This is a genomic window from Streptomyces sp. NPDC052496, from assembly GCF_040679095.1.
GTDB lineage: Bacteria > Actinomycetota > Actinomycetes > Streptomycetales > Streptomycetaceae > Streptomyces.
This window is the reverse complement of the sequence record NZ_JBFAUH010000056.1, coordinates 1-24,942: the sequence shown is the minus strand read 5'-3', so window position 1 is coordinate 24,942 and position 24,942 is coordinate 1. Positions and strand designations below refer to the sequence as shown.

At 73.4% G+C, this 24,942-nt stretch carries 24 protein-coding genes; 18 read left to right on the top strand and 6 right to left on the bottom strand.

Features of this window, described 5'->3' with window-relative positions:
* Positions 1–204 precede the first annotated feature (204 nt).
* Positions 205–849, bottom strand: a complete 645-nt coding sequence (locus tag AB0L45_RS38935) for a helix-turn-helix domain-containing protein (protein ID WP_365848535.1) — start codon at positions 847–849, stop codon at positions 205–207.
* Positions 850–1,727: 878 nt separating this feature from the next.
* Between AB0L45_RS38935 and AB0L45_RS38930 the strand changes: the two genes are divergently transcribed.
* Entirely contained in the window at positions 1,728–2,591 is an 864-nt protein-coding gene (locus tag AB0L45_RS38930; protein ID WP_365848534.1) for a helix-turn-helix domain-containing protein, read from the top strand.
* Between the two features lie 233 nt (positions 2,592–2,824).
* Entirely contained in the window at positions 2,825–3,889 is a 1,065-nt protein-coding gene (locus AB0L45_RS38925) for a PhlD (protein WP_365848533.1), read from the top strand.
* A gap of 7 nt (positions 3,890–3,896) precedes the next feature.
* On the opposite strand, the gene cynR is transcribed toward AB0L45_RS38925, so the two are convergent.
* Complete coding sequence (gene cynR, locus AB0L45_RS38920) at positions 3,897–4,844, bottom strand: transcriptional regulator CynR (protein ID WP_365848532.1); 948 nt, start codon at positions 4,842–4,844, stop codon at positions 3,897–3,899.
* Between the two features lie 132 nt (positions 4,845–4,976).
* Here cynR and AB0L45_RS38915 point away from each other — a divergent pair, with 132 nt between their 5' ends.
* Positions 4,977–5,585 (top strand): carbonic anhydrase, encoded by a 609-nt coding sequence (locus AB0L45_RS38915; RefSeq protein ID WP_365848531.1) that lies wholly within the window; start codon positions 4,977–4,979, stop codon positions 5,583–5,585.
* A 59-nt stretch (positions 5,586–5,644) separates the two neighbouring features.
* A complete protein-coding gene (cynS, locus tag AB0L45_RS38910) occupies positions 5,645–6,115 on the top strand; it encodes a cyanase (RefSeq protein ID WP_365848530.1) in 471 nt (156 codons plus the stop codon).
* Between the two features lie 87 nt (positions 6,116–6,202).
* Here the strand turns inward: cynS and AB0L45_RS38905 are convergent, their stop codons facing one another.
* Positions 6,203–6,532, bottom strand: coding sequence for a putative quinol monooxygenase (locus AB0L45_RS38905; protein WP_365848529.1), 330 nt, complete (start codon positions 6,530–6,532; stop codon positions 6,203–6,205).
* A 248-nt stretch (positions 6,533–6,780) separates the two neighbouring features.
* On the opposite strand from AB0L45_RS38905, the gene AB0L45_RS38900 reads away from it, so the two are divergent.
* The gene (locus AB0L45_RS38900) at positions 6,781–7,926 is read left to right on the top strand and encodes a hypothetical protein (RefSeq protein WP_365848528.1); all 1,146 of its coding nucleotides are present in this window, start codon (positions 6,781–6,783) and stop codon (positions 7,924–7,926) included.
* A gap of 13 nt (positions 7,927–7,939) precedes the next feature.
* On the opposite strand, the gene AB0L45_RS38895 is transcribed toward AB0L45_RS38900, so the two are convergent.
* Positions 7,940–9,460, bottom strand: coding sequence for an alpha/beta hydrolase (locus AB0L45_RS38895; RefSeq protein ID WP_365848527.1), 1,521 nt, complete (start codon positions 9,458–9,460; stop codon positions 7,940–7,942).
* A gap of 185 nt (positions 9,461–9,645) precedes the next feature.
* Between AB0L45_RS38895 and AB0L45_RS38890 the strand changes: the two genes are divergently transcribed.
* The 10 genes from AB0L45_RS38890 to AB0L45_RS38845 all read left to right on the top strand — a co-directional run bounded on the left by AB0L45_RS38890 (position 9,646) and on the right by AB0L45_RS38845 (position 21,440).
* Complete coding sequence (locus AB0L45_RS38890) at positions 9,646–10,905, top strand: ATP-grasp domain-containing protein (RefSeq protein WP_365848526.1); 1,260 nt, start codon at positions 9,646–9,648, stop codon at positions 10,903–10,905.
* Positions 10,902–11,789, top strand: a complete 888-nt coding sequence (locus AB0L45_RS38885) for a DUF364 domain-containing protein (RefSeq protein ID WP_365848525.1) — start codon at positions 10,902–10,904, stop codon at positions 11,787–11,789. The genes AB0L45_RS38890 and AB0L45_RS38885 overlap by 4 nt, the downstream gene beginning before the upstream one ends.
* Positions 11,786–12,919 carry a pyridoxal-phosphate dependent enzyme gene (locus AB0L45_RS38880; RefSeq protein WP_365848524.1) on the top strand — a complete coding sequence of 378 codons (1,134 nt, stop codon included), beginning with the start codon at positions 11,786–11,788 and terminating at the stop codon, positions 12,917–12,919. The genes AB0L45_RS38885 and AB0L45_RS38880 overlap by 4 nt, the downstream gene beginning before the upstream one ends.
* Positions 12,916–14,085 carry a dipeptide epimerase gene (locus tag AB0L45_RS38875; protein WP_365848523.1) on the top strand — a complete coding sequence of 390 codons (1,170 nt, stop codon included), beginning with the start codon at positions 12,916–12,918 and terminating at the stop codon, positions 14,083–14,085. The genes AB0L45_RS38880 and AB0L45_RS38875 overlap by 4 nt, the downstream gene beginning before the upstream one ends.
* Positions 14,069–15,322 carry an MFS transporter gene (locus tag AB0L45_RS38870; RefSeq protein ID WP_365848522.1) on the top strand — a complete coding sequence of 418 codons (1,254 nt, stop codon included), beginning with the start codon at positions 14,069–14,071 and terminating at the stop codon, positions 15,320–15,322. Before AB0L45_RS38875 ends, AB0L45_RS38870 begins: the two co-directional genes overlap by 17 nt.
* Complete coding sequence (locus tag AB0L45_RS38865; protein WP_365848521.1) at positions 15,319–16,134, top strand: class I SAM-dependent methyltransferase; 816 nt, start codon at positions 15,319–15,321, stop codon at positions 16,132–16,134. The genes AB0L45_RS38870 and AB0L45_RS38865 overlap by 4 nt, the downstream gene beginning before the upstream one ends.
* Positions 16,135–16,262: 128 nt before the next feature.
* Positions 16,263–17,861, top strand: a complete 1,599-nt coding sequence (locus AB0L45_RS38860; RefSeq protein ID WP_365848520.1) for an ABC transporter substrate-binding protein — start codon at positions 16,263–16,265, stop codon at positions 17,859–17,861.
* The gene (locus AB0L45_RS38855; RefSeq protein ID WP_365848519.1) at positions 17,858–18,856 is read left to right on the top strand and encodes an ABC transporter permease; all 999 of its coding nucleotides are present in this window, start codon (positions 17,858–17,860) and stop codon (positions 18,854–18,856) included. Before AB0L45_RS38860 ends, AB0L45_RS38855 begins: the two co-directional genes overlap by 4 nt.
* The gene (locus AB0L45_RS38850; protein WP_365848518.1) at positions 18,856–19,782 is read left to right on the top strand and encodes an ABC transporter permease subunit; all 927 of its coding nucleotides are present in this window, start codon (positions 18,856–18,858) and stop codon (positions 19,780–19,782) included. Before AB0L45_RS38855 ends, AB0L45_RS38850 begins: the two co-directional genes overlap by 1 nt.
* Complete coding sequence (locus tag AB0L45_RS38845) at positions 19,779–21,440, top strand: ATP-binding cassette domain-containing protein (protein WP_365848517.1); 1,662 nt, start codon at positions 19,779–19,781, stop codon at positions 21,438–21,440. The genes AB0L45_RS38850 and AB0L45_RS38845 overlap by 4 nt, the downstream gene beginning before the upstream one ends.
* 76 nt (positions 21,441–21,516) lie before the next feature.
* Here the strand turns inward: AB0L45_RS38845 and AB0L45_RS38840 are convergent, their stop codons facing one another.
* Positions 21,517–22,215 carry a class I SAM-dependent methyltransferase gene (locus tag AB0L45_RS38840; RefSeq protein WP_365848516.1) on the bottom strand — a complete coding sequence of 233 codons (699 nt, stop codon included), beginning with the start codon at positions 22,213–22,215 and terminating at the stop codon, positions 21,517–21,519.
* Positions 22,216–22,270: 55 nt separating this feature from the next.
* On the bottom strand, positions 22,271–22,813 hold the full coding sequence (locus AB0L45_RS38835; RefSeq protein ID WP_365848515.1) for a hypothetical protein: 543 nt from the start codon (positions 22,811–22,813) through the stop codon (positions 22,271–22,273).
* 276 nt (positions 22,814–23,089) lie between these two features.
* On the opposite strand from AB0L45_RS38835, the gene AB0L45_RS38830 reads away from it, so the two are divergent.
* The 3 genes from AB0L45_RS38830 to AB0L45_RS38820 all read left to right on the top strand — a co-directional run.
* Positions 23,090–23,743: a chemotaxis protein CheB gene (locus AB0L45_RS38830; RefSeq protein WP_365848514.1), complete on the top strand. Its 654-nt coding sequence runs from the start codon at positions 23,090–23,092 to the stop codon at positions 23,741–23,743.
* Positions 23,744–23,770: 27 nt separating this feature from the next.
* Positions 23,771–24,535: a Crp/Fnr family transcriptional regulator gene (locus AB0L45_RS38825; protein WP_365848513.1), complete on the top strand. Its 765-nt coding sequence runs from the start codon at positions 23,771–23,773 to the stop codon at positions 24,533–24,535.
* 282 nt (positions 24,536–24,817) lie between these two features.
* Positions 24,818–24,942: glycosyltransferase (locus tag AB0L45_RS38820; protein ID WP_365848536.1), on the top strand; the 125-nt coding region annotated here is incomplete at its 3' end.

The following is a 24,942-nucleotide window of genomic DNA, read 5'->3' as shown; positions in this document are numbered from 1 at the left end:
GGGACTCTGTGGGAGAGTAGGACGCCGCCGAACAATTTTTCAGCTCCGGTCCCTGAACCTTGTGGTTCAGGGACCGGAGCTTTTTTGCGTTCCCGGGCGTCGGGTGCAGTGCCGACCCGGCGCCCGGGAACGCATCAAGGCCCTGCCGGCGCTTCCGGCAGGGCCTTCTTCGTATACGGGCGTACGGGCCGTGAGTACGGGCCTTCAAGCGGAGAGCAGCACCGTGTCCCGTGACGCGTCGTCGAGGCCGATCCGCTCGCGGAGGAGCAGGCCGCGCTCGGGGGAGTAGTCCAGCCGCGCCAGGACGGCCGGCGTCGCCACGCCCGGCAGGGTGTAGGTGAAGAAGTTGTTCATCAGCGACTTCACGGCGTGCTCGTCGGCCGACGTGAGGCTCTCGCCGCCGACCCAGTTCGTCATGAACAGGGAGACGACCGCCGACAGTTCCACCCCGGGCAGCAGCTCGCCGCCCTGCTCGGCGCGGATGAGCGGACAGGACACCGTGGTCCTCCACAGCTCCCACGGCGACGCCCAGGTCCTCGTGGGCCGGTCCAGCGCGGCGAGCTGGAGCGCCGCCTTCACCTGCGGGTCCGCCTGCACGCGCTGCGTGAGCAGCAGTCCCAGATCGATCCACTCCTGCAGCGCGGGCACCTCAGGGTCGTGCTCGACGCCCTCGGTCAGGTCGACCGCGAGAATGCCCTCGGCCAGCCCCGCTTTCGAGGAGAAATGGTGGTACAACGCGCCGGGTGTGGAATTCGCGCGTGCTGCGATCTCGGTGACGGAAGCCCGGTTGTAACCCCGTTCGTTGAAAACCTCGCTGGCGGTCGTCAACAACCGCGCTCGCGTCTTCAATGCGCGTTCCTGCATCTGTGCCTTCTGCTTCTCAGGCTCCGTTGAAGGAGCAGCCTGGTGTTCTGTGCCGAGCCGGGTATGTCAGCGCATGCTGCTCACGACGGCCCGCGTCCGGACTCCGTACGGCAGGGGGTGGCTGCCGCGGCCGCCAGGGCCGGCGTACGGCGGATCGCCGCGCTCGCCGGGACCAGGGGCGCAAGAGAACTCGGCCGCCCCCGGAAGATGTCGGTACACGCGCCCGGAACGGCGTTCAGAGCCGTCGGCGGACGCCTGGAAAAGGAAGGCGGGAATCGCGATGCGGCGCGCGGGAACTTGGCCGAGTCGAGGCGACTTGCGCGGCACTTGCCGGGCCGGAAACGCCGATGAGCCACCAAAAAGGATCTTGGTGGCGACTGGCGGTACGACGGTCATGTCAGCCTCCGGCAGAGGCTGTTTTTGCCGTGTTTTGTCGCTGAATTCTCCATGCCGTCCCCCTGAATGCCCGGTGGCGCTGAAGCCGTCGCCGCGTTCCGTCGTGCCGTACTTTCTCGTGAGCGGGACCGGTCACCGCGGGGTCCGCGCCCGCCGGACCCGGCCGCGGCAGCGCGGCGGTGCCGTCGTGGGCCAGTACGCTGATCGGCCGCGGCGGGCCCCGTCCCGAGCGGGATCACCTGCCGTGGGCCGCCCCGAGGACGGATGATCCGCGGCAGCCGGTCCCCGCGTGTGCCTGGCGCCGCGGTGTGCCGACTCCACGAGGTCCTCCTTCCGCGTACAGACCGGACGGCCTGTTTCCTGCCCGTCTCTCATCCTGAGATCCGGTCGTTGAGTAATCAAGGGCCACGTTTGGCTGGGAGTTTCCGACCGGTCGCGTGCCGCTCCACAGGAAGACTTGACCGCACATGCTCTCCACCTACCGGCCCACCAAGGCGCAACTGGAGGCGTTCAGGCTGCTCTGCCGCGCCAAGCGGAGCGTCCTGAAACCCGAGGACGTCGGCCTTCCGAAGCGCGCCGCACAACGCGGGCCCACCGTACCCGGCCTGACCCAGCCGGAGGTGGACACCCTGATGAACCGCGGCTTCAACACGTACGCCCGTTACGAGCAGGGCCGGCGGATACCCTCCCCGGCGTACCTTCTCGAACTGGCCGTGGCGCTGCGGTTCAAGGAGAGCGAATACCGCCAGGCCCATATGGACCTGTACGGAACGACGCCCGCGCCGCTGGACCCCGAGGCCGGTCTCGACGTACCGGTGGACTACAAGATAAAGGTCGAGGGGCAGCGGGCCATCTCCTACCTGAACGACCACCGGTGGAATCTTCGGTACTACAACGAGGCGTTCCGGCAGATGCTGCCCTCGGGCCAGGTCCCGGCGAACATGGCCGAATGGTTCCTCTTCAGCGCGGAAGCCCGCGAAGTCCTCGCCGGATATTTCGAATTCTGGGCGCCCAAACTCGTGCCGCAGTTCCGTGCGTCGGTCTCGGCCTCCCCGAAGGACCAGCATCTGCTGCGGCTCCGCGACCGGCTGATGCAGGACGAACAGCTCGCCGCCATCTACCACCAGGGCGACAACGCGTACATCCACCCGGATGGTGACCGGCGCCCGATGAACCACGGTACGCGCGGTTTCGGCTGGGCCGTGATGCTTTCCGCCCGTCCCGAAGGCTCGCCGCTCTTCCGGGAGATGACCATCAATTTCTACCCGGATCCGACTGTGGCGCTGCACACGCGGCAAAACCCGGGAGATGCCGGGAGAATGGGCGCATGACCATCCGCAACGCCTTCTCCGAGCCGAATGCCGCAGCCGGCGTGGCGGAGCGGCCGCACGTGCCGGAACACCGTCTCGACGGACACGACGTCCCGAGGCGGGTCTTTCCATGCTGAGCGCCTTATACGCCGCGGACCCGGCACGGTGCCGCCGTCAACTGATGATCATGCGTCCGGTCCGCGCTGCTGCGCGGACCGGTGCCACCCCCTACGCGTTTTTCCAGGAGACACCCAGTGGCGTACGTCAACCGACCCGGCATAGCCGAGGCCCCCCACGTCATCCGCAACGAACCGATCGTGGAGGACATCGCCACCTGGGCCAAGTGGGACGAGTCCGACGGCCCGCAGGCCCGGGAGAAGAAGTACCGGACGGCCAAGGCGACGGCCGCACGCATCGCCGACCGTACCGGCGTCACGTACCGGCGCTTCACCGAGCCGCTGGCCGACGTCGCCCGCCCCCTCTCGATGCGGCAGCGCAACGACATCGCCGTGGCGGCCGTCAGGGACCTCGCCGTCACCGCCGCCCGCCGTGCCCTCCGGGCCGCGGGCATCGCCCCCTCCGAGGTCACCGGCATCATCACGTTCAACGCCACCGGTGACCGCACCCCCGGACCGGACGCCGCGGTCATCTCCGCCCTGGGGCTCGACCCGAACATCGTCCGCATCCCGATGACCCAGCTCGCCTGCGCCGGCGGGGCCCACGCCCTGGGACTCGCCGCCCACTTCATCCGGCCGGGCGACCGGTTCCTCGTCGTCGGCGCGGAGAAGCTCAGCACCTCGTACCAGCGCAGCGACAACAGCAGCATCGAGCACACGGCCTACAAGCTGCTCTTCGGCGACGCCGGGGCGGCCGCCGTCGTCAGCCACGACCGGCTCGCCGCACCGGGCATGGTCATCGAGGAGACCTGGCAGCACCTGGTGCCCGGCTCGCTGACCGCCTACGCGACCCGGCACGAGCCCGACGGTCTGCACTTCGACAGCACCAAGGAAGCCCTCGACGCGGTCTCCGCCGTCCTGCCCCACCTGCCGTGGCCCGGTGAGGAGGCCGAGTTCGCCGTACTGCACCCCGGCTCCCGGAAGATCCTGGAACTCGTCGAGCAGGAAGGCGGCGTCTCCCGCGCGGCGGCCCGCCACTCGCACGAGGTGCTGGCCAACGGCGGCAACACCGGCGGCCCGACCGTCCTGCGCATCATCGACCGCCTGCACGACGACCCGCCGGCCCCCGGCGCCCGCGGCATGATGCTCGGCTTCGGCCCCGGCTTCTGTGCCGCCGCCTCCCGGACCCGCTGGGCCGGCTGACCTCCCGTCACGGCGGGACCGTGTCCGAGGGCCCCGCCTGCGAGGCCCTCGGACACGGCGGGCGGTCCTGCTCCCGCCCCCACTCCCGGGCCAGCCGCGCGAAGGCGCCCGACGCGGCGCTGCGGTAGGCCGCCTCGCGCCGCAGGAGGGTCACCGTACGGGCGGGCAGGCCGGGGGAGAGGGCGACGGGGCGGAGGTCGGGCCGGCCACGGGTGATGGCGTCGGGCAGCACGGTGGCCAGCGGCGTGCACCGGATCAGCTCGGTGAGGGTGGTGAGGGAGTTGGCCTCGACCGCGATGTGCGGCCGGACCCCGTGCGCGCCGAAGTGTGTGTCGATGTGCAGCCGGGTGGCGAAGTCCGCGCTGAGCAGCGCCAGGCGGCTGTCGCGCAGCGAGCGGATCGGCAGCGGTGCCGTCCGGCCGGCGTACGGGTGGGCGGGGCCGACGACCAGGCTGAGGGTCTCGGTGAACAGTTCGGTGCCGGTGATGCCGGGCAGGTGCGGGCCGCTGAAGGCGATGCCGAGGTCCAGCTCGTCCGCCAGCAGTGCCGACTCCATCAGCTCCTGCGGCATCTCGCGCAGGGTCAGTGAGATGCCGGGGTGCCGGGTGTGGAACGCCCCGGCCAGCGGGCCGACGAGGTACGCGGTGAAGGTCGGCGTCGTGGCCAGGCGCAGCGTCCCGCGCGAGAGGTCCCGTACGTCCAGTACGGCGCGCTCGGCCGCCTCCAGGTCGCGGAGCGCGCCGCGGGCGTAGTGCGCGTACGCCTCGCCGGCGTCGGTCAGCCGTACGGTCCGGCCCGTACGGTCCAGCAGCTGCACCTTCAGGGTCCGCTCCAGCTGTCTGACCTGCTGGGAGAGGGTGGGCTGCGAGACGTGCAGGGCTTCGGCCGCACGGGTGAAACTGGCGTGTTCGGCCACCGCGAGCAGATAGCGGAGGTGGCGCAGTTCCAGGGCCATACCGGCCACTGTAAGCGGTTATAGGCAGCGTCGATGGCTGCCATGAGCTGTCCGTCTTGGACGCTATAGCTGGAGGTCACGCATGGTGGAGACATCGGCTTCACGGCCGGTGTCCCTCAGCAAGGAGCGGCTGTGCACCCCCACCTCACCGACGGCGTCCGGCGCTTCCGGCGCGATGTCCACCCCTCCCGGGCGGACCTTTTCGAGCGGCTGGCCACCAGCCACCGGCCCGGCGCGCTGTTCATCGGCTGCTCCGACGCCCGGGTCGTGCCGGAACTGCTCACCCAGTCCGAGCCCGGCGAGCTGTTCGTGATCCGTACGGCCGGCAACCTCGTCCCGGTGTACGGGCCGGAACCCGACGCGGTGTCGTCCAGCATCGAGTACGCGCTCGCCGTACTCGGCGTCCGCGACGCGATCGTGTGCGGCCACTCCGGGTGCGGCGCGATGACGGCCCTGGCCACCGGCGAGGACCTGACCGGGCTGCCCGCCCTCGACGGCTGGCTGCACACGGCCGGGCCCGCCGGTCCCCGTACCCCTGTGGGCGGCGGGACCGAGGCCGCCGTCACGGCCCTCGTCCATGACAACGTCACCGTCCAGCTCGCCCACCTCGCCACCCACCCGTCCGTGGCCCGCGCCCTCGCGCAGGACACGGTGACGCTGCACGGCTGGACCCACGACATCCGCACCGGAGCCGTCGACGTCCTCGACCCGCGCAGCGGAACGTTCAGCCCGCTCTCCTGAGCCCCGTCCCACCGGCGCGACCCGTCCAGGGCCCCGCCGCGCTCCCGGAAGGACCCCGCATGCCGCACGCCCAGCTCGACCCGCAGGCCCGCCAGGACCTCGCCCTCGCCGTCGTCGAAGCCAAGATCCGCAAGGACCTCACCTGGCAGGAACTGGCCGACGCCACCGGCCTGTCCGTCGCGTTCGTCACCGCCGCCCTCCTCGGTCAGCACGCCCTGCCCGCCGACGCCGCCCGGGCCGTGGCCGAGCGCCTGGACCTGGACGAGGCGGCGGAACGGCTGCTGCGGACGATCCCGCTGCGCGGCAGCATCCCGGACGGCATCCCCACCGACTCGACGCTCTACCGCTTCCACGAGATGCTCCAGGTCTACGGCACCACGCTCAAGGCCCTGATCCACGAGAAGTTCGGCGACGGGATCATCAGCGCCGTCAACTTCCGGCTGGACATACAGAAGGTCGACGATCCCGAGGGCGGCTCCCGCGCGGTGATCACCCTGGACGGGAAGTACCTGCCGGCCACGCCGTTCTGATCCGATCGCCGGTACGCGCCAGGTGGCCGTACGCCGCCGCAACCACCGTCCCCGCGGCCTGGGGGCGGTGGTCGCGGGGAGATCCGGTCAGGCCTCGCGCGGCGAGAGCTCGCCCATGGGGGACCAGCCCTCGGCGGCGATCTCGTCGCTGATGATCTGCGGGGTGGTGGCGATGGCGCCGGCCATCGCCTCCAGGCCCGCCTTGAAGTGCGCGGAGTTCACGTGCTCGTCCCCGGCCTTGCGGTCGGCGAAGCCCTCGACCAGGACGAACTCGCGCGGGTTGTCGACGCTGACCGACCAGTCGAAGAACAGGTTGCCGGGCTCCTGCCGGGTGGCCTGCGTGAAGTCGTCCACCAGCGACAGCCACGAGTCCTGGTACTCGGGCCGGACGGTGAACTTGACGACGATGAAGATCATGCTGGCTCCTGCGCTGGTACGGACCGGCCGCGCCTGCGCGGCCGGGCGGGCTGCCGCCCGCGTCGCCCCCCATGGTGGGCGCCCTCGCCCGCCTGCCGAAGAAGGATCGCCGCGCATTCCGGCCCTCCCGGAAAATCCACTGCCACGGGGCGCGGCGGGGCCGGCGCGCCGGGAAAATCCGGTGCGGCACGGCTGCCGGCCGTGTTCGGATGAGCCGCCGGTGCAGTCGAGGAGAGGACGGCAGGAGCATGGCGGGGACTCATGACATCACCCGGGGCACCGACGGACCGGCGGCGGCGCGGCGCACCGTACCGCGCCTGGAGCTGCCCCGGCCCACCGGCCGCCACGCGGTAGGGGTGCGCACCGCCCATCTCGTCGACGACGGCCGGGAGGACCCGTTCCGGCCCGGCCGGGCCCGGGAGTTGATGGCGCAGCTGTGGTACCCGGCACGGGCGGGTGCCGGGCAGGTGCCGGGCCGGTACGTCTCCGACGCGTTGTCCCCGCTGGTGGTGGACGGGTGGGAGGAGGAGCCCGGGGCTTCCGGACTTCCGCACGGCACCGCGGCCGAAGTCCTCGTGCACGGCGCCGCGGACGCGCCGCCCGCTCCGGACGCGCGCGGCTGCCCGCTGGTCCTGCTCTCGCCCGGCCACGCCCGGTACCGCGCGGAGCTGACCGCGCTCGGGGAGGACCTGGCGAGCCGCGGCTTTCTGGTGGCTTCCCTGGACCACCCCTCGGATGCGGCCGGTGTGGAGTTCCCGGACGGCCGGATCGTGCCGTACCGGGAACCGGACGGGCTCGCGGACGGCGATACCGGCGATCTTTCCGGCCGCTACCTGGCCGTACGGGCCGCCGACCTGAGCTTCGCCCGCGCCCGGCTGAGCGGGCCCGGGTTCTGGTGGCACGCCCTGCTCGACCCGTCGCGGTCCGGCGTGGCGGGCCACTCGCTGGGCGGCGCGGCGGCGGCCGAGGCCATGCGGCTCGACCCGGGCTTCACGGCCGGGGCGAACCTCGACGGCACCCCGTACGGCGACGTCCTCCGCACCGGACTGGAGCGCCCGTTCCTGCTGTGCCGGTACACCCCGGACGACCCCGGGTTCCCGGAGGAGACGCAGGCCCGCGAACAGCTCTGGAGCGTGCTGCGCGGGCCGCGGCACCAGCTGCTGGTGTCCGGCGGCGGCCACGGGTCGGCCACCGACCTGGACGCCCTGGCCGGGCCCCTCGGCTACCGGGCGTTCACCGACGCGGAGGACTACGACTTCGCGCTCGGCTCACTGCCCGGCGGCCGTGGCGTCGAGATCACGCGGGCGTGCGCGGGCGGGTTCTTCGAGCAATACCTGACGGGTGGTCAGGACTTCCTGGAGGCGCTTCCGCCCGAGGTCACGGTGGTGGGCTGAAGGGCGTTCGCGGTCACGGCCGCGGTGACGGCTCGGGCAGGCCCGGGCCCTCGCAGTGCACGTTCCCGGCCGGGACGGTGCCGCCGACGAGGTACGCGGTCACGGTGGCGTCGACGCACTGGTTGCCGCGGCTGGCGAAGACGCCGTGCGAATAATCGTGGTGCAGGGTGACCAGCCGGGAGCCCGGGAGGGTACGGGCCAGCGCCCGGGCACCGGCGGCCGGCGTCACGGGATCGTGCGCGGAGGCCACCAGCAGCGCCGGGGGCGCCTCGGGGCTGCCGAGCGCGGTGCGCGGCGCCGGGCGGGTGTGCCAGTACGCGCAGGCCGCCGCCTCCAGCCCGGTCAGTACGGGCTGCGGATCCGCGCGCCGCAACCGGCGGATGTCGGCGAGGACCCGGCCCGGCGTGGGCCCCGGCCCGTCGGCGCACTTCACGACGCGGTTGGCGGCCTCGTACGTACGTGACGCGGGGCCGTCGAACGGCTCGGCGGGGCGGAGCCGTTCGACCACCCCCGAGTCCAGGTATGCGCGCAGCCCGTCGCCCAGGGCGGTCCAGCGTTCGGTGCGCCCGAGGGCGCGGTAGACGGCGCGGTCGAAGGCCGCCGCGCCGAAACCGGCCACGGGGCGCGCGGCCAGGCCGTCCCGCGTGCGCTGGTAGGCGGACCGGACCTCGCGCGCGGTGCTGCCCAGCCCGAAGCGGGAGGCGTGCCGCGCCAGCCAGTCGAAGAGCACGTCCCGCTGGCGCAGCAGGGCCTGGGCCTGGCGTACGTCGAAGGTGTGCCAGTCCTCGGTGCCGACCACGCTGTCCAGCACCAGCTTGTCCGCACGGTGCGGGAACTGCGCGGCGTACGCGGCGCCCAGGTACGTGCCGTACGAGACGCCGAGGTAGCTGAGGCGCGGCTCGCCGAGCGCGGCGCGTAGGGCGTCCATGTCGCGGGCGGTCTCGCCGGTGGACAGGTGGGGGAGGGCGGCGCCCGTGCCCGCTGCGCAGTCGGCGGCGAGCCGGCGCTGGGAGTCGAGGTAGGCGCGCTCGCCGGGGCGGTCACGCGGTACGGGATCGAGCGGCGCTGAGCCTGTTCCCGGGGCGTCGAAGAGCCCGCCCATCGGCCCGCAGCCGGCGGGCGCGCTGTGTCCGGTGCCGCGTGGGTCGAAGCCGATGACGTCGTAGGCGCGGCGTACGGCTTCCGGAAGTTTGGCGCGCTTGGTGACGGCGTACGGGAGGCCGGAGCCGCCCGGGCCGCCGGGGTTGACCAGCAGCACGCCGCGCCGTTCGGCGGGCGTGCCCGAGGCCCGCACGCGGGAGACGGCTATCGGTATCTGCGCACCGTCCGGGCGGGTGTGGTCCAGCGGCACGCGCACCGTGCCGCACTCGACACGGTCCGGTGCGGGCGGCGCGGGGACCGAGGCCGGGCAGGCGCCGAAGCGCAGGGGCGGGGCGGCGGTGGCACGGGGTTCCGCGGCCGTGGCGGTGGTGAGCGGGACGGTGCTGGTCAGGAGCGCGCAGAGCAGGGCGGTGCGCCGCAGGGCGGGAGGCATGGGGCTCGCAGTTCTGGGAGGGCGGCGGGCGCGGGCGGGTGTCGGGGGCGCGGAACGGACCGGCCGACGAGGTGACAATGAAAATCATTACGGTTAGCATCGCGTTCGGTCAACACCGCACCGCGGCACCGGGGGCCTCCCCGCGGCGTGCCCGGAAGCGAAACCGCCTGCGCAGAAGGAGAGTTGTGGCGCATCTGCTGATGGTCGAGAGCTGGGTCGGGTCGATGGGCAGGCTGCTGCCCCGGGCCCTCCGCGAGGCCGGACACGACTTCACCTTCCTCACCCGCGACCTGCACCACTACCTGCGAGCCGCCCCCGAGGGCACCGCCCACCCGCTGCTGGCGGCCCGCAACGTGATCACCGCCGACACCAACGACACCGACGCCCTGCTGCCGTACGCCGAACGCCTGCACACGGCGACCGGCTTCGACGGCGTCCTCAGCTCGTGCGACTACTACCTGCCCACCGTGGCGCGCATCGCCGCGCACCTCGGCCTGCCCGGACCCGCGCCGGAGGCCGTGGAGGCCGCCTGCCGCAAGGACGCCACCCGGCACGCCCTGGAGGCGGCCGGAGTGCCGGGCCCCCGCTTCGCCGTCTGCGCCGACTGGGCGCGGACCGCCGAGGCGGCACGGGAGATCGGCTTCCCGCTCGTGCTCAAGCCGGTGGACCTGTGCGCCGGGATGTACGTGCGGCGGGTGGACGACGAGGCGGAGCTGGCCCGCGCGCACCGCGCCCTCGCCGGGTTCCCGGTCAACGCGCGAGGGCAGCTACGGGCCCCGCTGGTGCTGCTCGAAGAGCTGCTCGACGGCCCGGAGGTCAGCGTCGAGACCGTGTCGTACGGCGGCACGGTGCACGTGGTCGGCGTGACCGACAAGAGCGTGGGCGGCGCCCCGGCGTTCGTCGAGACGGGCCACATGTTCCCCGCCGCGCTGAGCGCCGCCGACGCCGCGGCCGCGACGGACACCGCGTGCGCCGCGCTCAAGGCCCTCGGGCTCGACCAGGTCGTCGCGCACACCGAGATCAAGCTCACCGCGGACGGGCCGCGCGTCGTCGAGGTCAACCCGCGGCCCGCCGGCAACCGCATCACCGAACTGGTCCGCCACGTCACCGGCATCGACCTGGCCGCCGCCTTCGTCGAGGTGGCGCTCGGCCGCGAACCCGACCTCACGCCACGCGAGACCGGACTGCGCAGCGCCGCCATCGGCTTCCTCGTGCCCGAACGCACCGGAGTACTGGCGGAGATCACCGGCGCCGACGGGCTGGACACCCGGCCCGGCGTGCTGGAGGTGCAGCTGGCAGCGCCCGGCAAGACCGTCAAGGACACCGGCAGCAACAACGGATACCTGGGACATGTGATGGCCGGAGACGGCGAAGGCACGGGCGCGCGGGCCCGCGTGGAGGAGCTGCTGGGCGGTCTGTGTCCGCGGGTGGTGGACGAACGATGAGCCTGCTGGGACAGGGGGTGGCAGCGGACCGCGCCGTTCGGCCCGCGGCGGCCGGTCTGCCGGACCTCGTACGCCGGGTACGCGCCGGTGAACTGGGGCCCGACCCCCGTACACAGAAGATCGCGGTGGCCTTCACCACCAGCCAGGCCGTACGCCACAAAGGGCGCAGCGGCGGCTACCGCAACGAAGTGCTCAGCCTGCGCCTCGGCAGCGCGGTGGGCTCCTGCGCCGTGGAACCCGGCGCGCTGCCCGCCGCCGCGATCGACGACTGCGTGGGCGCCGACATCGCGACGCTGCTCGACCACCCGCTGGCGCCGGTACGGATCGCCGCCCTGGACGCGTACCTGATGCACGCCCTGCCGCACACCCCCGCGAACGGCGCGCAGCCGTGGGAGCTGCCCGCCGGCGACTCGCTCGCCAAGTCCCGGGCCCGCGCCCGGGGCGTCGCCGGGCTGCTGCCCGTCGCGCCCGGCCGTACCGTCCTGGTCGTCGGCGTCGTCAACTCACTGCTGGAGGCGCTGCGCGCCCGTGGCCTGGCCTGCGTACCGTGCGACCTCAAGGGCGGCCGTACGGAGTGGGGCGAGCCGATCCGCACCGACGCGCTCGCCGAACTGGACGGCTGCGACGCGGTACTGGCGTCCGGCATGACGCTGGGCAACGGCACCTTCGAGCCGCTGCGCGCCCACTGCGCGGCGCACGCCAAGCCGCTGGTGATGTTCGCGCAGACCGGCAGCGCCGTACTCCCGCGCCTGCTGGGCGCCGGAGTGAGCGCCGTGTGCGCCGAGCCGTACCCGTTCTTCTGGCTCGACGGCGGACCCGGCGTCGTGCACCGCTACACCGGCGACGACGGTTACGCCCTCTCGGCCCAAGGAGGCCTCCGATGACCGCCGCCGTCCTGGGCGCACCCACCGCCAACCGGGAACTCCTCGCCCTCGTGGGACGGACGCCACTGGCCCGGATCACCGGCGACCTGCCCTGCCCGCACCCGGGCTTCTGGGCCAAGCTGGAAGGGCTCGGCGCGGGCGGCATGAAGGCACGCGCCGCCGTGTCCATGCTGCTCGGCGCCCGCGAGCGGGGCGCACTGCGGCCCGGCGCGCCGGTCGTGGAGTCCACCTCCGGCACCCTCGGCGTCGGACTGGCCTTCGCCGGGCAGGCGCTCGGCCACGACGTGATCCTGGTCTGCGACAGCGAACTGGAGCCCTCCATGCGCCAGTTGCTGCGGGCGTACGGCGCCCGGCTGGAGATCGTCGACCGGCCCGCCCCGGAAGGCGGCTGGCAGGCCGCCCGCCTCGCCCGGCTGCGTGAACTGCGCGCCCTGCTCCCGCACGCCTACTGGCCCGACCAGTACAACAACCCCGACAACGCCGCCGGTTACGCCTCCCTCGCCGCCGAGATCGCCGCCGACCTGGACCACCTCGACGTCCTGGTGTGCAGCGTCGGCACCGGCGGCCACAGCGCCGGGATCATCGGCCCGCTGCGCCGCCACTGGCCCGCGCTGCGCCTGGTCGGCGTGGACGCCACCGGCTCCACCATCTTCGGCCAGCCCGCCCGCCCCCGCCTGATGCGCGGCCTCGGCAGCAGCATCCACCCGCGCAACGTCGCCTACGAGGCCTTCGACGAGGTGCACTGGGTGGGGCCCGCCGAAGCCGCCGACACCTGCCGCCGGCTGGCCCGCGGCAGCTTCGTCAGCGGCGGCTGGAGCACCGGCGCCGTCGCCCTGGTCGCCGCCTGGGCGGCCCGCGTGCACCCCGGCGCCGTCGTCGCCACCGTCTTCCCCGACGGCCTGCACCGCTACCTCGGCACCGTCTACGACGAGGACTTCGCCGCCGCCCACGGCCTGGACGGGCACCCCGTCGCCACCCGCCCGGTGGAAATCCCGCACCCCACGGCGGCCGAGGCGACCGGCTGGGCACGCTGCACCACCGTCGTCGACCCGAAGGCCACGGCCACGGCCACGGCGGTCGCGCCGGGTGGGACCGAGGGCACCGCGGACGCACCGGAGGGCGCCGTATGAACGTCACGCTGCGCGTCGTACGTCTCCGGCTCGCCGAGCCGTTGCGGATCTCCCGGTCGGTGATGACCGAGCGCAACGCCGTCTGGATCACCGTGGAACACCACGGACTGCGTGGCCACGGCGAGGCCGTGACCAGCGTGTACTACGGCCTCGACACCGACACCCTGCGCCGGCTGCTGGCCGGCGCGGGCGACGGACTCGGCCGCTTCGCCGACCCGGAGAGCGCCCTCGCCGCCGTGCGGGACGGCGAACTGCCCGCGCCCGGCACCCCGCCCGCCGTCACCGCCGCCGTCGAGTCGGCGCTGCTCGACCTGGTGGGCAAGCGGGCCGGGCAACCGGTCCACCAGCTGCTCGGCACCGTGGACCGGCCGGCCGCCGCCACCGCCCGCACCATCGGCATCGTGTCCGCCGAGCGGGCCCGTACCCAGGCCCGCTGCCTGGCCGACAGCGGCTTCGGCGTCCTCAAGGTCAAGGCCGGTACGGCGGACCCCGAGGACGACCTCGCCCGCGTACGGGCCGTACGGGGCGCCGCCCCCGCCGCCGCACTGCTGCTCGACCCCAACGGAGCCTGGTCACCGGACCAGGCCCGGCAGCTGCTGCCGCGCTTTGCCGAACTCGGCGTCGAGGCCGTCGAACAGCCCACCGCCCCCGGCGACCCCGAAGCGCTCGCCCGGCTCGCCGAGCGCTCCCCGCTGCCCGTCATCGCCGACGAGGACGCCGTGTCGCTCGTCGACGTCCAGCGGCTCGCCGGACGGGTGCAGGGCGTCAACGTCAAGCTCGCCAAGTGCGGCGGTGTGCACGCGGCACTGCGCATCGAGGAGCTGATCGCGGGCAGCGGCACCCGGCTCATGCTCGGCTGCCTCACCGCCGGCACCCTCGGCATCGCCCCCGCCGTCCACCTCGCCGACCGCGCCCGCTGGGTCGACCTCGACGGGCACCTGCTGCTCGCGCACGACCCCTGGACCGGCATCGGCGGCACCGACGGGACCGTACGGGCCGGAACGGGCGCCGGGCTGGGCGTACGGCCGGTACCGCCGCGCGGGACGGACCGTTTCCCCTCATCCGTGGCGCAGCCCGGCGTACAGCCCGCCGCCCCCAAGGACGCACAGCCCGCCGCACTGCCCGTCGTACAGAAGGAAAGGCACCACCGTGAAGACGTGGAGTGAGATGCGGGCCTTCCCGCTCGCCATCCGGCTCCTGCTGGTCAACCAGCTCGGCGTGAACATCGGCTTCTACCTGCTCATCCCGTACCTCGCCACCCACCTCGGCGAGGACCTGGGCATGTCGGCGGCCGTGGTCGGCATCGTGCTGGGCGTACGCAACCTCAGTCAGCAGGGCCTGTTCATCCTCGGCGGCTCGGCCGCCGACCGGCTCGGCGCGCGCGGCGTGATCATCGCGGGCTGCGCGCTGCGCACCGTCGGCTTCGCCCTGTTCGCGCTGGGCGACGGGCTGCCCGTCCTGCTGGCCGCCTCCATACTCAGCGGGTTCGCCGGGGCCCTGTTCAACCCGGCCGTGCGCGCCTACCTGGCAGCGGAGGCCGGCGACCGCAAGGCCGAGGCCTTCGCCCTGTTCAACATCTTCGCGACGACCGGCGCCCTGGTCGGACCGCTGATCGGCAGCGCCCTGCTGCTCGTCGACTTCCGCGCCTCCGCCCTCACCGCCGCCGCGATCTTCGCCCTGCTCACCGCCGCCCAGGCCGTCGTCCTGCCCGCCCGTGAGGTACCCGCCTCCCAGGGCAGCGTGCTCGGCGACTGGCGCGAAGTGCTCGCCAACCGGGCCTTCCTGGCCTTCTCCCTCGCCATGGTCGGCATGTTCACCATGGAGAACCAGCTCTACCTGCTGCTCCCGGACGGCGCCCGCAGGGCCACCGGCTGGGACGGCGCGGCCGGCGTCGTCTTCCTGGCCGGCACACTGGCCAACCTCACCCTCCAGATGCGCATCACCCGCTCCCTCAAGGAGCGCGGCACCCGGGCCCGCTGGGTCGCCGTCGGGCTGGCGCTGATGGGCGCGGCCTTCGTGCCGCCCATGGCGGTCGCCGGGATGTCCGGGCCGGGCGGCGGCGCGGGGCGGGCCGCGCTCGCCCTCGTACCGGTGCTCGTGGGGGCGCTGCTGCTGTACGTCGGCGTCATGATCGCCCAGCCGTTCGTCATGGAGCTGATACCGGAGTTCGGCCGCGCCGAACTGACCGGTACCTACTTCGGGATCTTCTACGTCGTCTCCGGCATCGCCGCCGCCGTCGGCAACACCGTCGTCGGCTGGGCCATGGACGCGGGCGCGCACGGCGGCGCCGCGTGGCTGCCCTGGGCCTGCTGCCTCGCCTTCGGCCTCCTGTCGGCAGCCGGCGTCGGCTGGCTGCACCGGCTGCGGGCCCTGCCCGTACGCGCCGTGGCGGTGGCGGCGTGAGCGGGAACGGCACAGCGCGCAACCTGCTGACCGACAACCCCGCGCTGTACGAGGCGCGGTTCCCCGACCCCGAGCGGCTCGCCGCCCGCTGGACCGAAGACGTGCTGCGCACGCACGGCGCCGGGCCACGCGTCCTCGACATCGGCTGCGGCACCGGACGGGACGCCGCCCACCTGCACGCCGCGGGCCGTACGGTCGTCGGCGCCGACGTGTCGGACGCGATGCTGGCGTACGCCCGCGGCCACCACCCTGGGCCCCGGTACGTACGGGCCGACCTGCGGCGGTTCCCCCTCACGGACCTCGGCGAGCGGCCCTTCGACGCCGTGGTCTGCCTGGACAGCGCGCTGCTGTACTGCCACACCAACGACGAACTCGACGGCTTCCTGGACTCCTGCCGCGGCGCTCTGGCGCCCGGCGGGCTGCTGGTCGCCGAGATGCGCAACGGCGCGTTCTTCCTCGGCCGTACGGAACTGCTGGACGCGCCGGCCATCCGCGGTTTCGCGTGGGAGGGCACCGTGTACCGGTCCGTCACCACGCTCACCGTGGACCGGGCGGCCCAGCTGCTGCGCCGCCGCCGGGTGTGGACCACGGAGGACGGCACACCGCCGGTCGAACAGCACTCCGCCTGGCGGCTGCTCTTCCCCCAGGAACTGCGGTACGCGCTCGCCGCGCACGGCTTCACGGTGCTGGAACTGCACGACGGGCCGGGGCCTCGTACGGAACCGCCCTGGCGGCCCGGGCCGGCCCCGTCCCCTGGCGGCTCTGCCGACGGGGACCGGCTGCACCTCGTGGCCCGACGGGGCGACGGCTGACCGCCCCGTCCGCTTCCTGCCCTGCCGCTCCGCTCCCCGGCTCACCCGAGCCTGCCCACCCGCTCACCCGAGCCTGCCCACCCGTTCACCCGAGCCTGCTCACCCACTCACACGAGGCGAGACCCACCATGACCGAACTCCCTCCCACCGAGCGTGAAACCACCGCTCCGCCCGGCCCGCGGCGGCGCGCCGTCCTGGCCGCGACCGCGGGCGCCACGGCCGCCGCGGGCCTGGTCCTGGCCGGCTGCGGGACCGGATCCGGCTCGTCGGGCACCGGCGGCGGCACGCCCCGGCGCGGCGGCCGGCTGCGCGCCGCCTTCGCCGGGGGCGGCGCGTCCGAGACCCTCGACCCGCACCTGGGCAACCTCTTCGCCGACGCCGCCCGCGCCAAGGCCCTCTACGACAAGCTGGCCGACTGCGGCACCGACATGGCCGCCCGCCCCCGTCTGGCCGCCAAGTGGGAGCCCAACGACACCCTCGACCGCTGGCGGATCACCCTGCGCAAGGCGTCCTTCCACAACGGCAAGCCGGTCACCGCCGAGGACGTCCTCTACAGCTACCGCCGCATAGCCGACCCCAAGAAGGCGTACCGCGCCAAGGCGTCCCTGGAACCCATCGACCTGGCCGCCAGCCGCGCCGTCTCCCCGGACACCGTCGAGTTCCGGCTCAAGCGCCCCACCGCCGAATTCCCCAACGTGCTGGCCGCGTTCGGCGCGTACATCGTCCCCAAGGGCACGACCACGGCAGACCTCGCCCAGCCGGTCGGCTCCGGGCCGTTCCGCTTCGTCTCCTTCACGCCGGGCCGCTCCTGCGTCGTCAAGCGCAACGACGCTTACTGGGACGGCGCGCCGCACCTGGACGAGCTGGAGTTCGTCGTCGCCAACGAGGAGTCCGCGCGTATCAACGCCCTGCTCGGCGGCCAGGTCGAGTACGCGCACGAACTCAACCCCACCACCGCGCGTGCCCACGAGGGCAAGGGCCAGATCGAGATCGTGCGGCTGCGCAACAGCGCCATGCAGTCCTTCGCCATGAAGACCGACCGCGCCCCCTTCGACGACAAGCGGGTCCGCGAGGCGTTCTTCCTCATCGCCGACCGCAAGGAACTGGTCGACGGCGCGCTCTCCGGCGCGGGCGAGATCGGCAACGACCTGTTCGGCAAGGGGTACGAGTACTACGCCGCCGACCTGCCGCAGCGCCACCAGGACCTGGACCGGGCCCGCCACCTCCTCAAACAGGCCGGCGCCGAGGACCTGCGCGTCACCCTGGACACCTCGCCCGTCGCCGCCGGATTCACCGAGGCGGCCGGCATCTTCCGCGACCAGGCCGCCAAGGCGGGCGTCACCGTCCGGGTGAAGTCCGGCAGCAAGGACAGCTACTGGAGCGACATCCTCGACTCCGGCACCCTGTGCTGCTACCGCTCCGGCGCCATGCCCATCGAGTCGCACTTCTCGCAACGGCTGCTGAGCGACTCGACGACCAACGCCACCAAGTGGCAGCACAAGGACTTCGACGCCCTGTACCAGCAGGCCCAGTCCACCAAGGACAAGAAGGAGCGGGCGGCGGTCTACGGGCGGATGCAGCGCCGTCTGTACACCGAGGGCGGCTTCCTGGTGTGGGGCTTCGCGGACTGGATCGTCGGCACCTCGCGCCGCGTGCACGGCGTGGCGCACGACGCCCCCGCCAACACCCTGGACTGGGCCCGCTTCGACAAGGTGTGGCTGGCGTGACGGCGCTCGTCGCGCCGCCCCGGGCGCGGGCGGGCGCCGTACCGGCGGCGCTGCGCTCCTGGGCGGCGCGCCGGCTGCTGCTCGGGGTCGCGCAGACCGCCGCCGTCGTGCTGCTGGTCTTCGTCCTCACCGAGGCACTGCCCGGGGACGCCGCCGTCGCCCTCGCGGGGGACCAGCCCGACCCGGCCCGCATCGCGGCCATCCGTACCGGGATGGGACTGGACCGGCCGGCCGCCGAACGCTTCGCCGACTGGGTGCTCGGCCTGCTGCACGGCGACCTCGGGACCTCGCTGGCCTCCGGCCGGCCCGTCGCGGCGTACCTCGCCGACGGCTTCGGGCCCACCTTGCTGCTCGCCGCGATCACCGTGGTGCTGCTGGTTCCGGCCGGGGTCGGACTCGGCGTGCTGGCCGCGCGGCGCGAGGGCTCCCTCGCGGACCGGCTCGTCAGCTCCGCGACCCTGGCGGTGTACGCCGTGCCGGAGTTCGCGCTCGGCGTGCTGCTGGTGACGCTGTTCGCGCTGCGGCTGGGCTGGCTGCCGCCGACCGCCGTCGGTTCCGGCGGCGACCTGCTCGACCGGCCGGCCGTCCTCGTCCTGCCCGTCCTCGTCCTGCTCTCCCGCCCGGTGTGCTCGATCAGCCGCCTGGTTCGGGCCGGGATGATCGACGCGCTGCGGGCCCCGTACGCGCGGCAGGCGGCCCGCTACGGCCTGTCCGCCGCGCGCGTCCGGTACGCGCACGCCCTGCCGAACGCCCTCGCGCCCGCCGCCCAGCAACTGGCCCGTACCGTCGACTGGCTGCTGTGCGGGGTGATCGTCGTCGAGGCGCTGTTCGTCATCCCCGGCCTCGGCACCGTCCTGATGAACGCGGTCGCCGAACGCGACGTCCCCGTGGTCCAGGGCCTGGCCGTGGTCTTCGGCGTCATCGCCGTCGTCCTCAACCTCGGCGCGGACCTGGTCGCCCGCCGCCTCGCACCACGGGCAGGGGTGGCGGCCTGATGCGGAAGCCGAAGCGTACGAAGACGGCGACGCCGCGGTGGCCGGGGCGGGCCGGGCTGGTGATCGCCGGCGTGCCGCTCCTGCTGGCGCTCCTCGGGCCGCTGCCGGCGGGCGAACCCGGCCCGCGCGCCGCGTCCTTCACCCTCGGCGGCGGTCACTGGCTCGGCACCGACTTCGTCGGCCGTGACGTGTGGCGGCAGGTCCTGCTCGGCGGGCAGTCGGTGGTGCTCGTCGCGCTGGCCGCCACCCTCCTCGCGTACGCGGTCGCCGTCCCGCTGGGCCTGGCCGCCGCCCTCACCCACCGCGCCTGGCTCGAAGAACTGCTGATGCGCCCGCTGGACGTCCTGCTGGCCGTACCGTCACTGCTGCTGATCCTGCTGGTCGCGGCCGTCTTCTCGCCGGGTGCCGCCGGGCTCGCGCTGCTGGTGGCCCTCGTCAACATCCCGGACGCGGCCAGGATCGTCCGCGCCGCCGCCTCGGAAGCGGCCGCCCGCCCCGCCGTCGAGGCGCTGCGGATGCAGGGCGAGACCTGGTGGCGCACGGCCGTCGGCTACGTCGGCCGGTCCGCACTGCGCACCTTCGCCGCCGACGCGGGCGTCCGGCTGACCGGCGTGCTCTACCTCGTCGCCACCGCCGCCTTCCTCGGCGTCGGCGTGGAACCGGACGCGGCGGACTGGGCGGTCATGGTCGACCGCAACCGCACCGGACTGTTCGTCCAGCCCTGGGCGGTGGTCGTACCGGCGCTGCTGATCGTGGCGCTGTCGATGGGCGGGAACCTGGCGGTCGACGCGGTACTGGAGGGACGGGGCAGCGGCCGGGAGCAGAGCCGGGAGCGACGGCCGGAAGACCAGCAGCGGCAGTGGTGGCGGCAGCTCGTGAAAGCGCCCGGCCACGGCTCCCACGACAGCAAGGAGGGCCGCCGGTGAGCGCGGCAGCGAACATCGTCGCCGAAGTCGAGGACCTGCGGGTGGAGGTCGGCGGCCGGGCCGTCGTCGACGGAGTGAGCCTGCGGGTCCGCGCGGGCGCGGTCACCGCCCTGGTCGGCGCGTCCGGCAGCGGCAAGACCACGACCGGCCTGGCACTGCTCGGCGCGTACCCGCCGGACGCCCTGGTCTCGGGCACGGTCACCGTCCCGGACGGCCTGGTCGGCCACGTACCGCAGCACCCGGCAGCGGTCCTCAACCCCGCCCGGCGGGCCGGCGCGCTGCTCCGCGACCTCGCCCGTACGCAGGTCCGCCACCTTCCGCGCCGCGAACGGCCCCGGGCCGCCGAAGCACGCGTCGCCGACGCGCTGGCCAGTGCCCAGCTCGCCGAAGGCACGGAACTGCTGTCCCGCTACCCGCACCAGCTCTCCGGCGGCCAGCAGCAACGGGTGGTCCTCGCCCAGGCCCTGCTGCTCGGCGCCCGGGTCGTCGTCGCCGACGAGCCGACCACCGGACAGGACGCCCTCACCAAGCGCCGCATCGTCGCGGAGCTGGTCTCCCTCGTCCGGCAGGGCATCGGCGTCCTCCTGCTGAGCCACGACCTGGAGGTCGTACGCGGGTTGGCCGACGACATCGTGGTCCTGAAGGACGGCCGGGTGGTGGAGTCCGGGCCCGTCGGACAGGTCGCGCTGGAGCCGCGGCACCCGTGGACGCGCGAACTGTTCGCGCCGTGGGCGGAACCGGCGGCTGAGGAGCCCGAGGCGAGGCCGGAGCGGAAGCCCGGGCCGGTGACCGGTGCGGCGACTGGCCCGGTGTCCGGCCGAGCGGCTGGTCCGGCGGTCGGAGCGGTGGCCGGGTCCGGCCTGGAGGTCCGGGACCTGAGCGCCCACCACCGCGGCAGCGGCTCCCGCCGGGCAGCCGTCGTGCTCCGGGACGCGTCACTGTGCCTCAGGCCCGGTGGACGCGTGGCCGTCGTCGGTCGCTCCGGCAGCGGGAAGACGACCCTCGGCCGGTGCCTGGCCGGGCTGCACCGTACGTACGAGGGGGACGTCCTCCTCGACGGCGAACCGCTGCCGCGCAGCCTGCGCGACCGCACACCCGCTCAGCTCGCCGCAGTGCAGTACGTCTTCCAGGACGCCCAGGCCTCCTTCGACGAACACCGCACGCTGCTGGCGCAGGTGGCCCGTACGGCGGTCCGCCTGCGCGGAGCCGCCCCCGCAGAGGCCACGGAGACGGCCCGGACCCTGCTCGCCGACGTCGGGCTCGGCGAACAGCACCTGCACAGCCACCCCGGCCGGCTCTCCGGAGGCGAACTCCAGCGCGCGGCACTCGCCCGCGCCCTGCTCGCCCGCCCCCGCGTCCTGATCTGCGACGAGATCACCTCGGGCCTGGACACGGTGACCCGGCGCGGCATCCTCGCCGTCCTCGACCGCCTGCTGCGCGAACAGCCGGACCTGGCACTGATATGGATCACCCACGACCTGAGCACGGTCGCCGGTACTGACCACATCCTGGTACTGGACGCCGGCGACATCGTCGAACAGGGCCCCACCCACCGCGTCCTCACCGCCCCCGGCCACCCCTTCACGGCGAACCTGGTCGAGGCGTCGGAGCGGAGCGATACGACACCTTGGGAGGCACGTACGGCCGGGCGGCCGTAGCGATGACCGAGGAGCGGACGGCGGGGGGCCGACCGACCGTGGGGCCGGCCCCGACCAGCCCTCCGGTCCCCGCCCGTTACGCGGGACCGTCCGTAACCGGTTCGCCCGGCCCGACCGGCTCAACCGGCTTGCGCGCCATGAGGCAGGCCTGCGGCGTCCGTTCGGCGAACTTCCCCTCGTCACGCTCGCGTACCAGACGGGCGTACACCGGCAGACCGGCCGCCTCCAGCAGGGCGGCCATCCGGTCCGGCTGCCGCCGGTGGAAGTCGAGCGAGACCTGCCGGCCGAACGCCTCCTCCAGGCGCAACGGCTCGTCGCCCACCTGGAAGGCCGTCAGCAGAAGTGCGCCGGGCGCCAGGACCCGGTGGAACTCGGCGAACGCCTTCGGCAGCAGCTCCAGGGGTACGTGAATGGTCGAGTACCAGGCCACGATGCCACCGAGGCTGTTGTCGGGCAGGTCGAGATCCAGCATGGACCCCTCGTCGAAACGCAGCTCCGGGTGCTGACGGCGGGCCACCGCGAGCATGCCCGGCGAGAGGTCGATACCGGATACGGACAGGCCCAGGCCGGCCAGGTGCTCCGTCACCCGGCCGGTGCCGCACCCCACGTCGACCACGGGCCCGTCACCCGCGGCCCGGACCATCTCGGCGAAACCGGCGAGCATCGCCCGCTCCATCGGCTTCGCGGCCAGTTCTCCGTGTGTAAATGCCACGTAATCGTCGGCCATGGCGTCGTACGACGCCCGGGTGTCCTGCAGGAAATCCGGTTCGGTCATGAAGGAGGACCCTACTGCCCGCTCCACGGTCACCGGCTCCTGCCCGGCGCTCCGCTCAACCCTCCTGGTGAGCAGCGCGAGCAGCGTCGATGAAGTCCTCCAACGCCTGCCAGAAGGGAGAGAACGCGCTCCCGAACTCCTCCTGGGCATCGGTGTCGCCGTCCATCGCCCCCTTGACGCAGCGGTAGAACGTGCCCGTCGTCCGCTGCAAGGCGAGCGCCGCGGCCGCCGCCTCGGGCGGCCCCTCCAGCTCCACGACCCGGGCGCACCGCCGGATCTTCGCGTACTCGGCCACCTCCCGGTCGTGCAGTTCCTTCAGGACGTCCGCCGTCCGACGGTCCCCGGCGCCGGCTCGACCACGCAGCACCGCCAGGATCTCCCAGTACAGCTCCCCGAGGTGGTGCGTCTGCTCGATCAGGTCGAGGTACGCGGTCCGACGGCTCTCCCGCAGCCGCTCCGTACGCTGCGCCCGGGCCGCGATCTCCGCCTGGACCCGTGCGGCCCGCGTACTGCCCCGCCCGGCCACCCAGCTCGCGAGCACGGCGGTACCGCCCGTGACCGCCGCAATGGCCAGAGTCCACATCGTGCTGTCACCCACGCGACGTCACCCTACCCATCCGCCGTCCTCCGGCCCTCGTCCCCGAGACCGTAGGGGGCAGACAGCGCAAAGGCGACCGGAGGCGAGAGCTGGGCGCAAGGAATGACGCCTCGCCCCGACGCCGGTCCATGATGGCGCCCGTCCGTCACTTCGATGGCGTAAGCCCAGGTGAGGAATCCGGTGCCGGTCTGCTGCCGGCCCTCGACCGCCCGTCGCCGCCGCGATTTCCGTCTCCGTCCGGCCACTGTGTGCGGTTCCGGGCATTAGGCTGGTGCTGTGTTCGGTACCGTTCAGAAGTCTTCCGCCGCCTTCGACGTGGTCTGCATGACCGCGTCGCTCGGCGGCGTGAGTGCATACCGCGAGATCCTCGCGGCGCTGCCCGAGACCTTCCCCGCCGCGGTGGTGCTGGTGCAGCACCGGCCGGTGCGGGAGCAGGACGGCCTGGTGGGAGTCCTGCGCTACCGGTCCGCGCTGCCGGTGCGGCTGCTGGAGGAAGCGGACCAGCTGGCTCCAGGGGTCGTGCACGTCGTGCCGGCGGGCCGCTGGGCCGCCTTCACCCCCGAGGGTACGGTGTCGCTGCACGACGCGGACGGCCACCGCGCGGCGGACCCGATGTTCGCCTCCGCCGCGGCCGCGTTCGGCCCCCGGGTGCTCGCGGCGGTACTGACGGGGCGCCTGAACGACGGGGCTCTGGGCGTACGCCACGTGCGCGGCGCGGGCGGCCGGGTGCTCGCCCAGGACATCACCACTTCCGAAGCCTTCGGTATGCCGAGCGCTGCGCTGGCCACCGGCTGCATAGACTTTGTCCTGCCCCTGCCGGTGCTGGCTCATGCGCTGGTCAGCCTGGTGATGGTGCCAGGTGCCGCAGGCCTGATGCGTGTGTCGCTGCCACCCTGGGCGGCGGTGATCCCACCGGCGGTCACTCCCTGACCAGGGGGGACGAAAGGCAGGCGGAGCATGACAAGCGGTACGAGCGGTAAGGCGTACGACGTCACCGGAAACCGCATCCTCGCCGCCCTGCCCGAGGCGGAACGACGGCGACTGCTCGCCCATCTGGAGCCGGTCGAGCTGAGCATGGGAGACGTGCTGTACCGGCCGGGGGAGCAGATCGAAGCCGTATGGTTTCCGCTCCTGGGAGTCTGCTCGATCCTCGCCGAGCTGGACGGGCCCGCCGTGGAGGTCGCGACCGTCGGCGACGAGGGGATGGTCGGGCTCCCGGTGTTCCTGGGGGTCGGCAGCCCGACCGAGCGGGCGGTGGTCCAGGTCGCCGGCCAGGGGCTGCGGATGGACGCCGGCCAGTTCCGTCATGAGATCGCCGTACTGGACGGGCAACTGCAACAGCTGCTGCAACGGTTCACCCAGTCCATGTTCACCCAGCTGGCGCGCAACTCGGCCTGCAACCGCAGCCACCGCACCCGACAACGGTGCGCCCGCTGGCTGCTCATGACCGCCGACCGGATGCACAGTGACCAGTTCGACCTGACCCAGAAGTTCCTCGCCCAGATGCTCGCGGTCCGCCGGTCCTCGGTCAGCGAGGTCGCGGGCGCCCTGGCCGAGGACGGCTGCATCAGCTACAGCCGCGGCACCATCACCATCCTGAGCCGTGCCGGCCTGGAGTCGAGCGCCTGCAGCTGCTACCGCGTCATCCGGGAAGCCATCGACGTGGCGTTCCCGCCGGCCGGGGACGCGGCGGAAGACGACCGCCAGGGCATGGGTTCGTGAAGCCGACCACGAACGGCTCGGAACCCGCCTGAGGGAGGGCGCCCGTACTCCGGTGGCGGCCGCCCTGCTTTCAGGCCGGCCGCGTCGCCCGTCGTGTCGGTCCCGGTGAGGCGCGGGCCGCGCGGGGCCGCCAGGCCCGCGGGGTGCTCCGGAGGCGTGGAGGGCCACCCGCAGTCATCGGGGCACTGCAGCCTGTCGTACACTGTTGCGATTTGTGGGCGATATGGCGTCTTGGCGCGGATAAACCCTCATCTTTTGCCTAGTGGTCGTCTTTTCGGAGAGATGGTTTCTGTGACCGAAATCTCAGTCGTCGTCATCGTCTATAACGACGCCGAGCGGTTGCCGGCTGCGGTGCAGTCGGTGTTGGGGCAGACGTTCGGTGATGTTGAGGTGGTGATTGTCGACGA

Coding starts and splice junctions, on each gene's coding strand:
- AB0L45_RS38825 (WP_365848513.1), top strand. CDS start 23,771: ATGACAAGCGGTACGAGCGGTAAGGCGTACGACGTCACCGGAAACCGC.
- AB0L45_RS38850 (WP_365848518.1), top strand. CDS start 18,856: ATGCGGAAGCCGAAGCGTACGAAGACGGCGACGCCGCGGTGGCCGGGG.
- AB0L45_RS38880 (WP_365848524.1), top strand. CDS start 11,786: ATGACCGCCGCCGTCCTGGGCGCACCCACCGCCAACCGGGAACTCCTC.
- AB0L45_RS38875 (WP_365848523.1), top strand. CDS start 12,916: ATGAACGTCACGCTGCGCGTCGTACGTCTCCGGCTCGCCGAGCCGTTG.
- cynR (WP_365848532.1), bottom strand. CDS start 4,844: ATGGCCCTGGAACTGCGCCACCTCCGCTATCTGCTCGCGGTGGCCGAA.
- AB0L45_RS38895 (WP_365848527.1), bottom strand. CDS start 9,460: ATGCCTCCCGCCCTGCGGCGCACCGCCCTGCTCTGCGCGCTCCTGACC.
- AB0L45_RS38930 (WP_365848534.1), top strand. CDS start 1,728: ATGCTCTCCACCTACCGGCCCACCAAGGCGCAACTGGAGGCGTTCAGG.
- AB0L45_RS38900 (WP_365848528.1), top strand. CDS start 6,781: ATGGCGGGGACTCATGACATCACCCGGGGCACCGACGGACCGGCGGCG.
- AB0L45_RS38840 (WP_365848516.1), bottom strand. CDS start 22,215: ATGACCGAACCGGATTTCCTGCAGGACACCCGGGCGTCGTACGACGCC.
- AB0L45_RS38905 (WP_365848529.1), bottom strand. CDS start 6,532: ATGATCTTCATCGTCGTCAAGTTCACCGTCCGGCCCGAGTACCAGGAC.
- AB0L45_RS38885 (WP_365848525.1), top strand. CDS start 10,902: ATGAGCCTGCTGGGACAGGGGGTGGCAGCGGACCGCGCCGTTCGGCCC.
- cynS (WP_365848530.1), top strand. CDS start 5,645: ATGCCGCACGCCCAGCTCGACCCGCAGGCCCGCCAGGACCTCGCCCTC.
- AB0L45_RS38860 (WP_365848520.1), top strand. CDS start 16,263: ATGACCGAACTCCCTCCCACCGAGCGTGAAACCACCGCTCCGCCCGGC.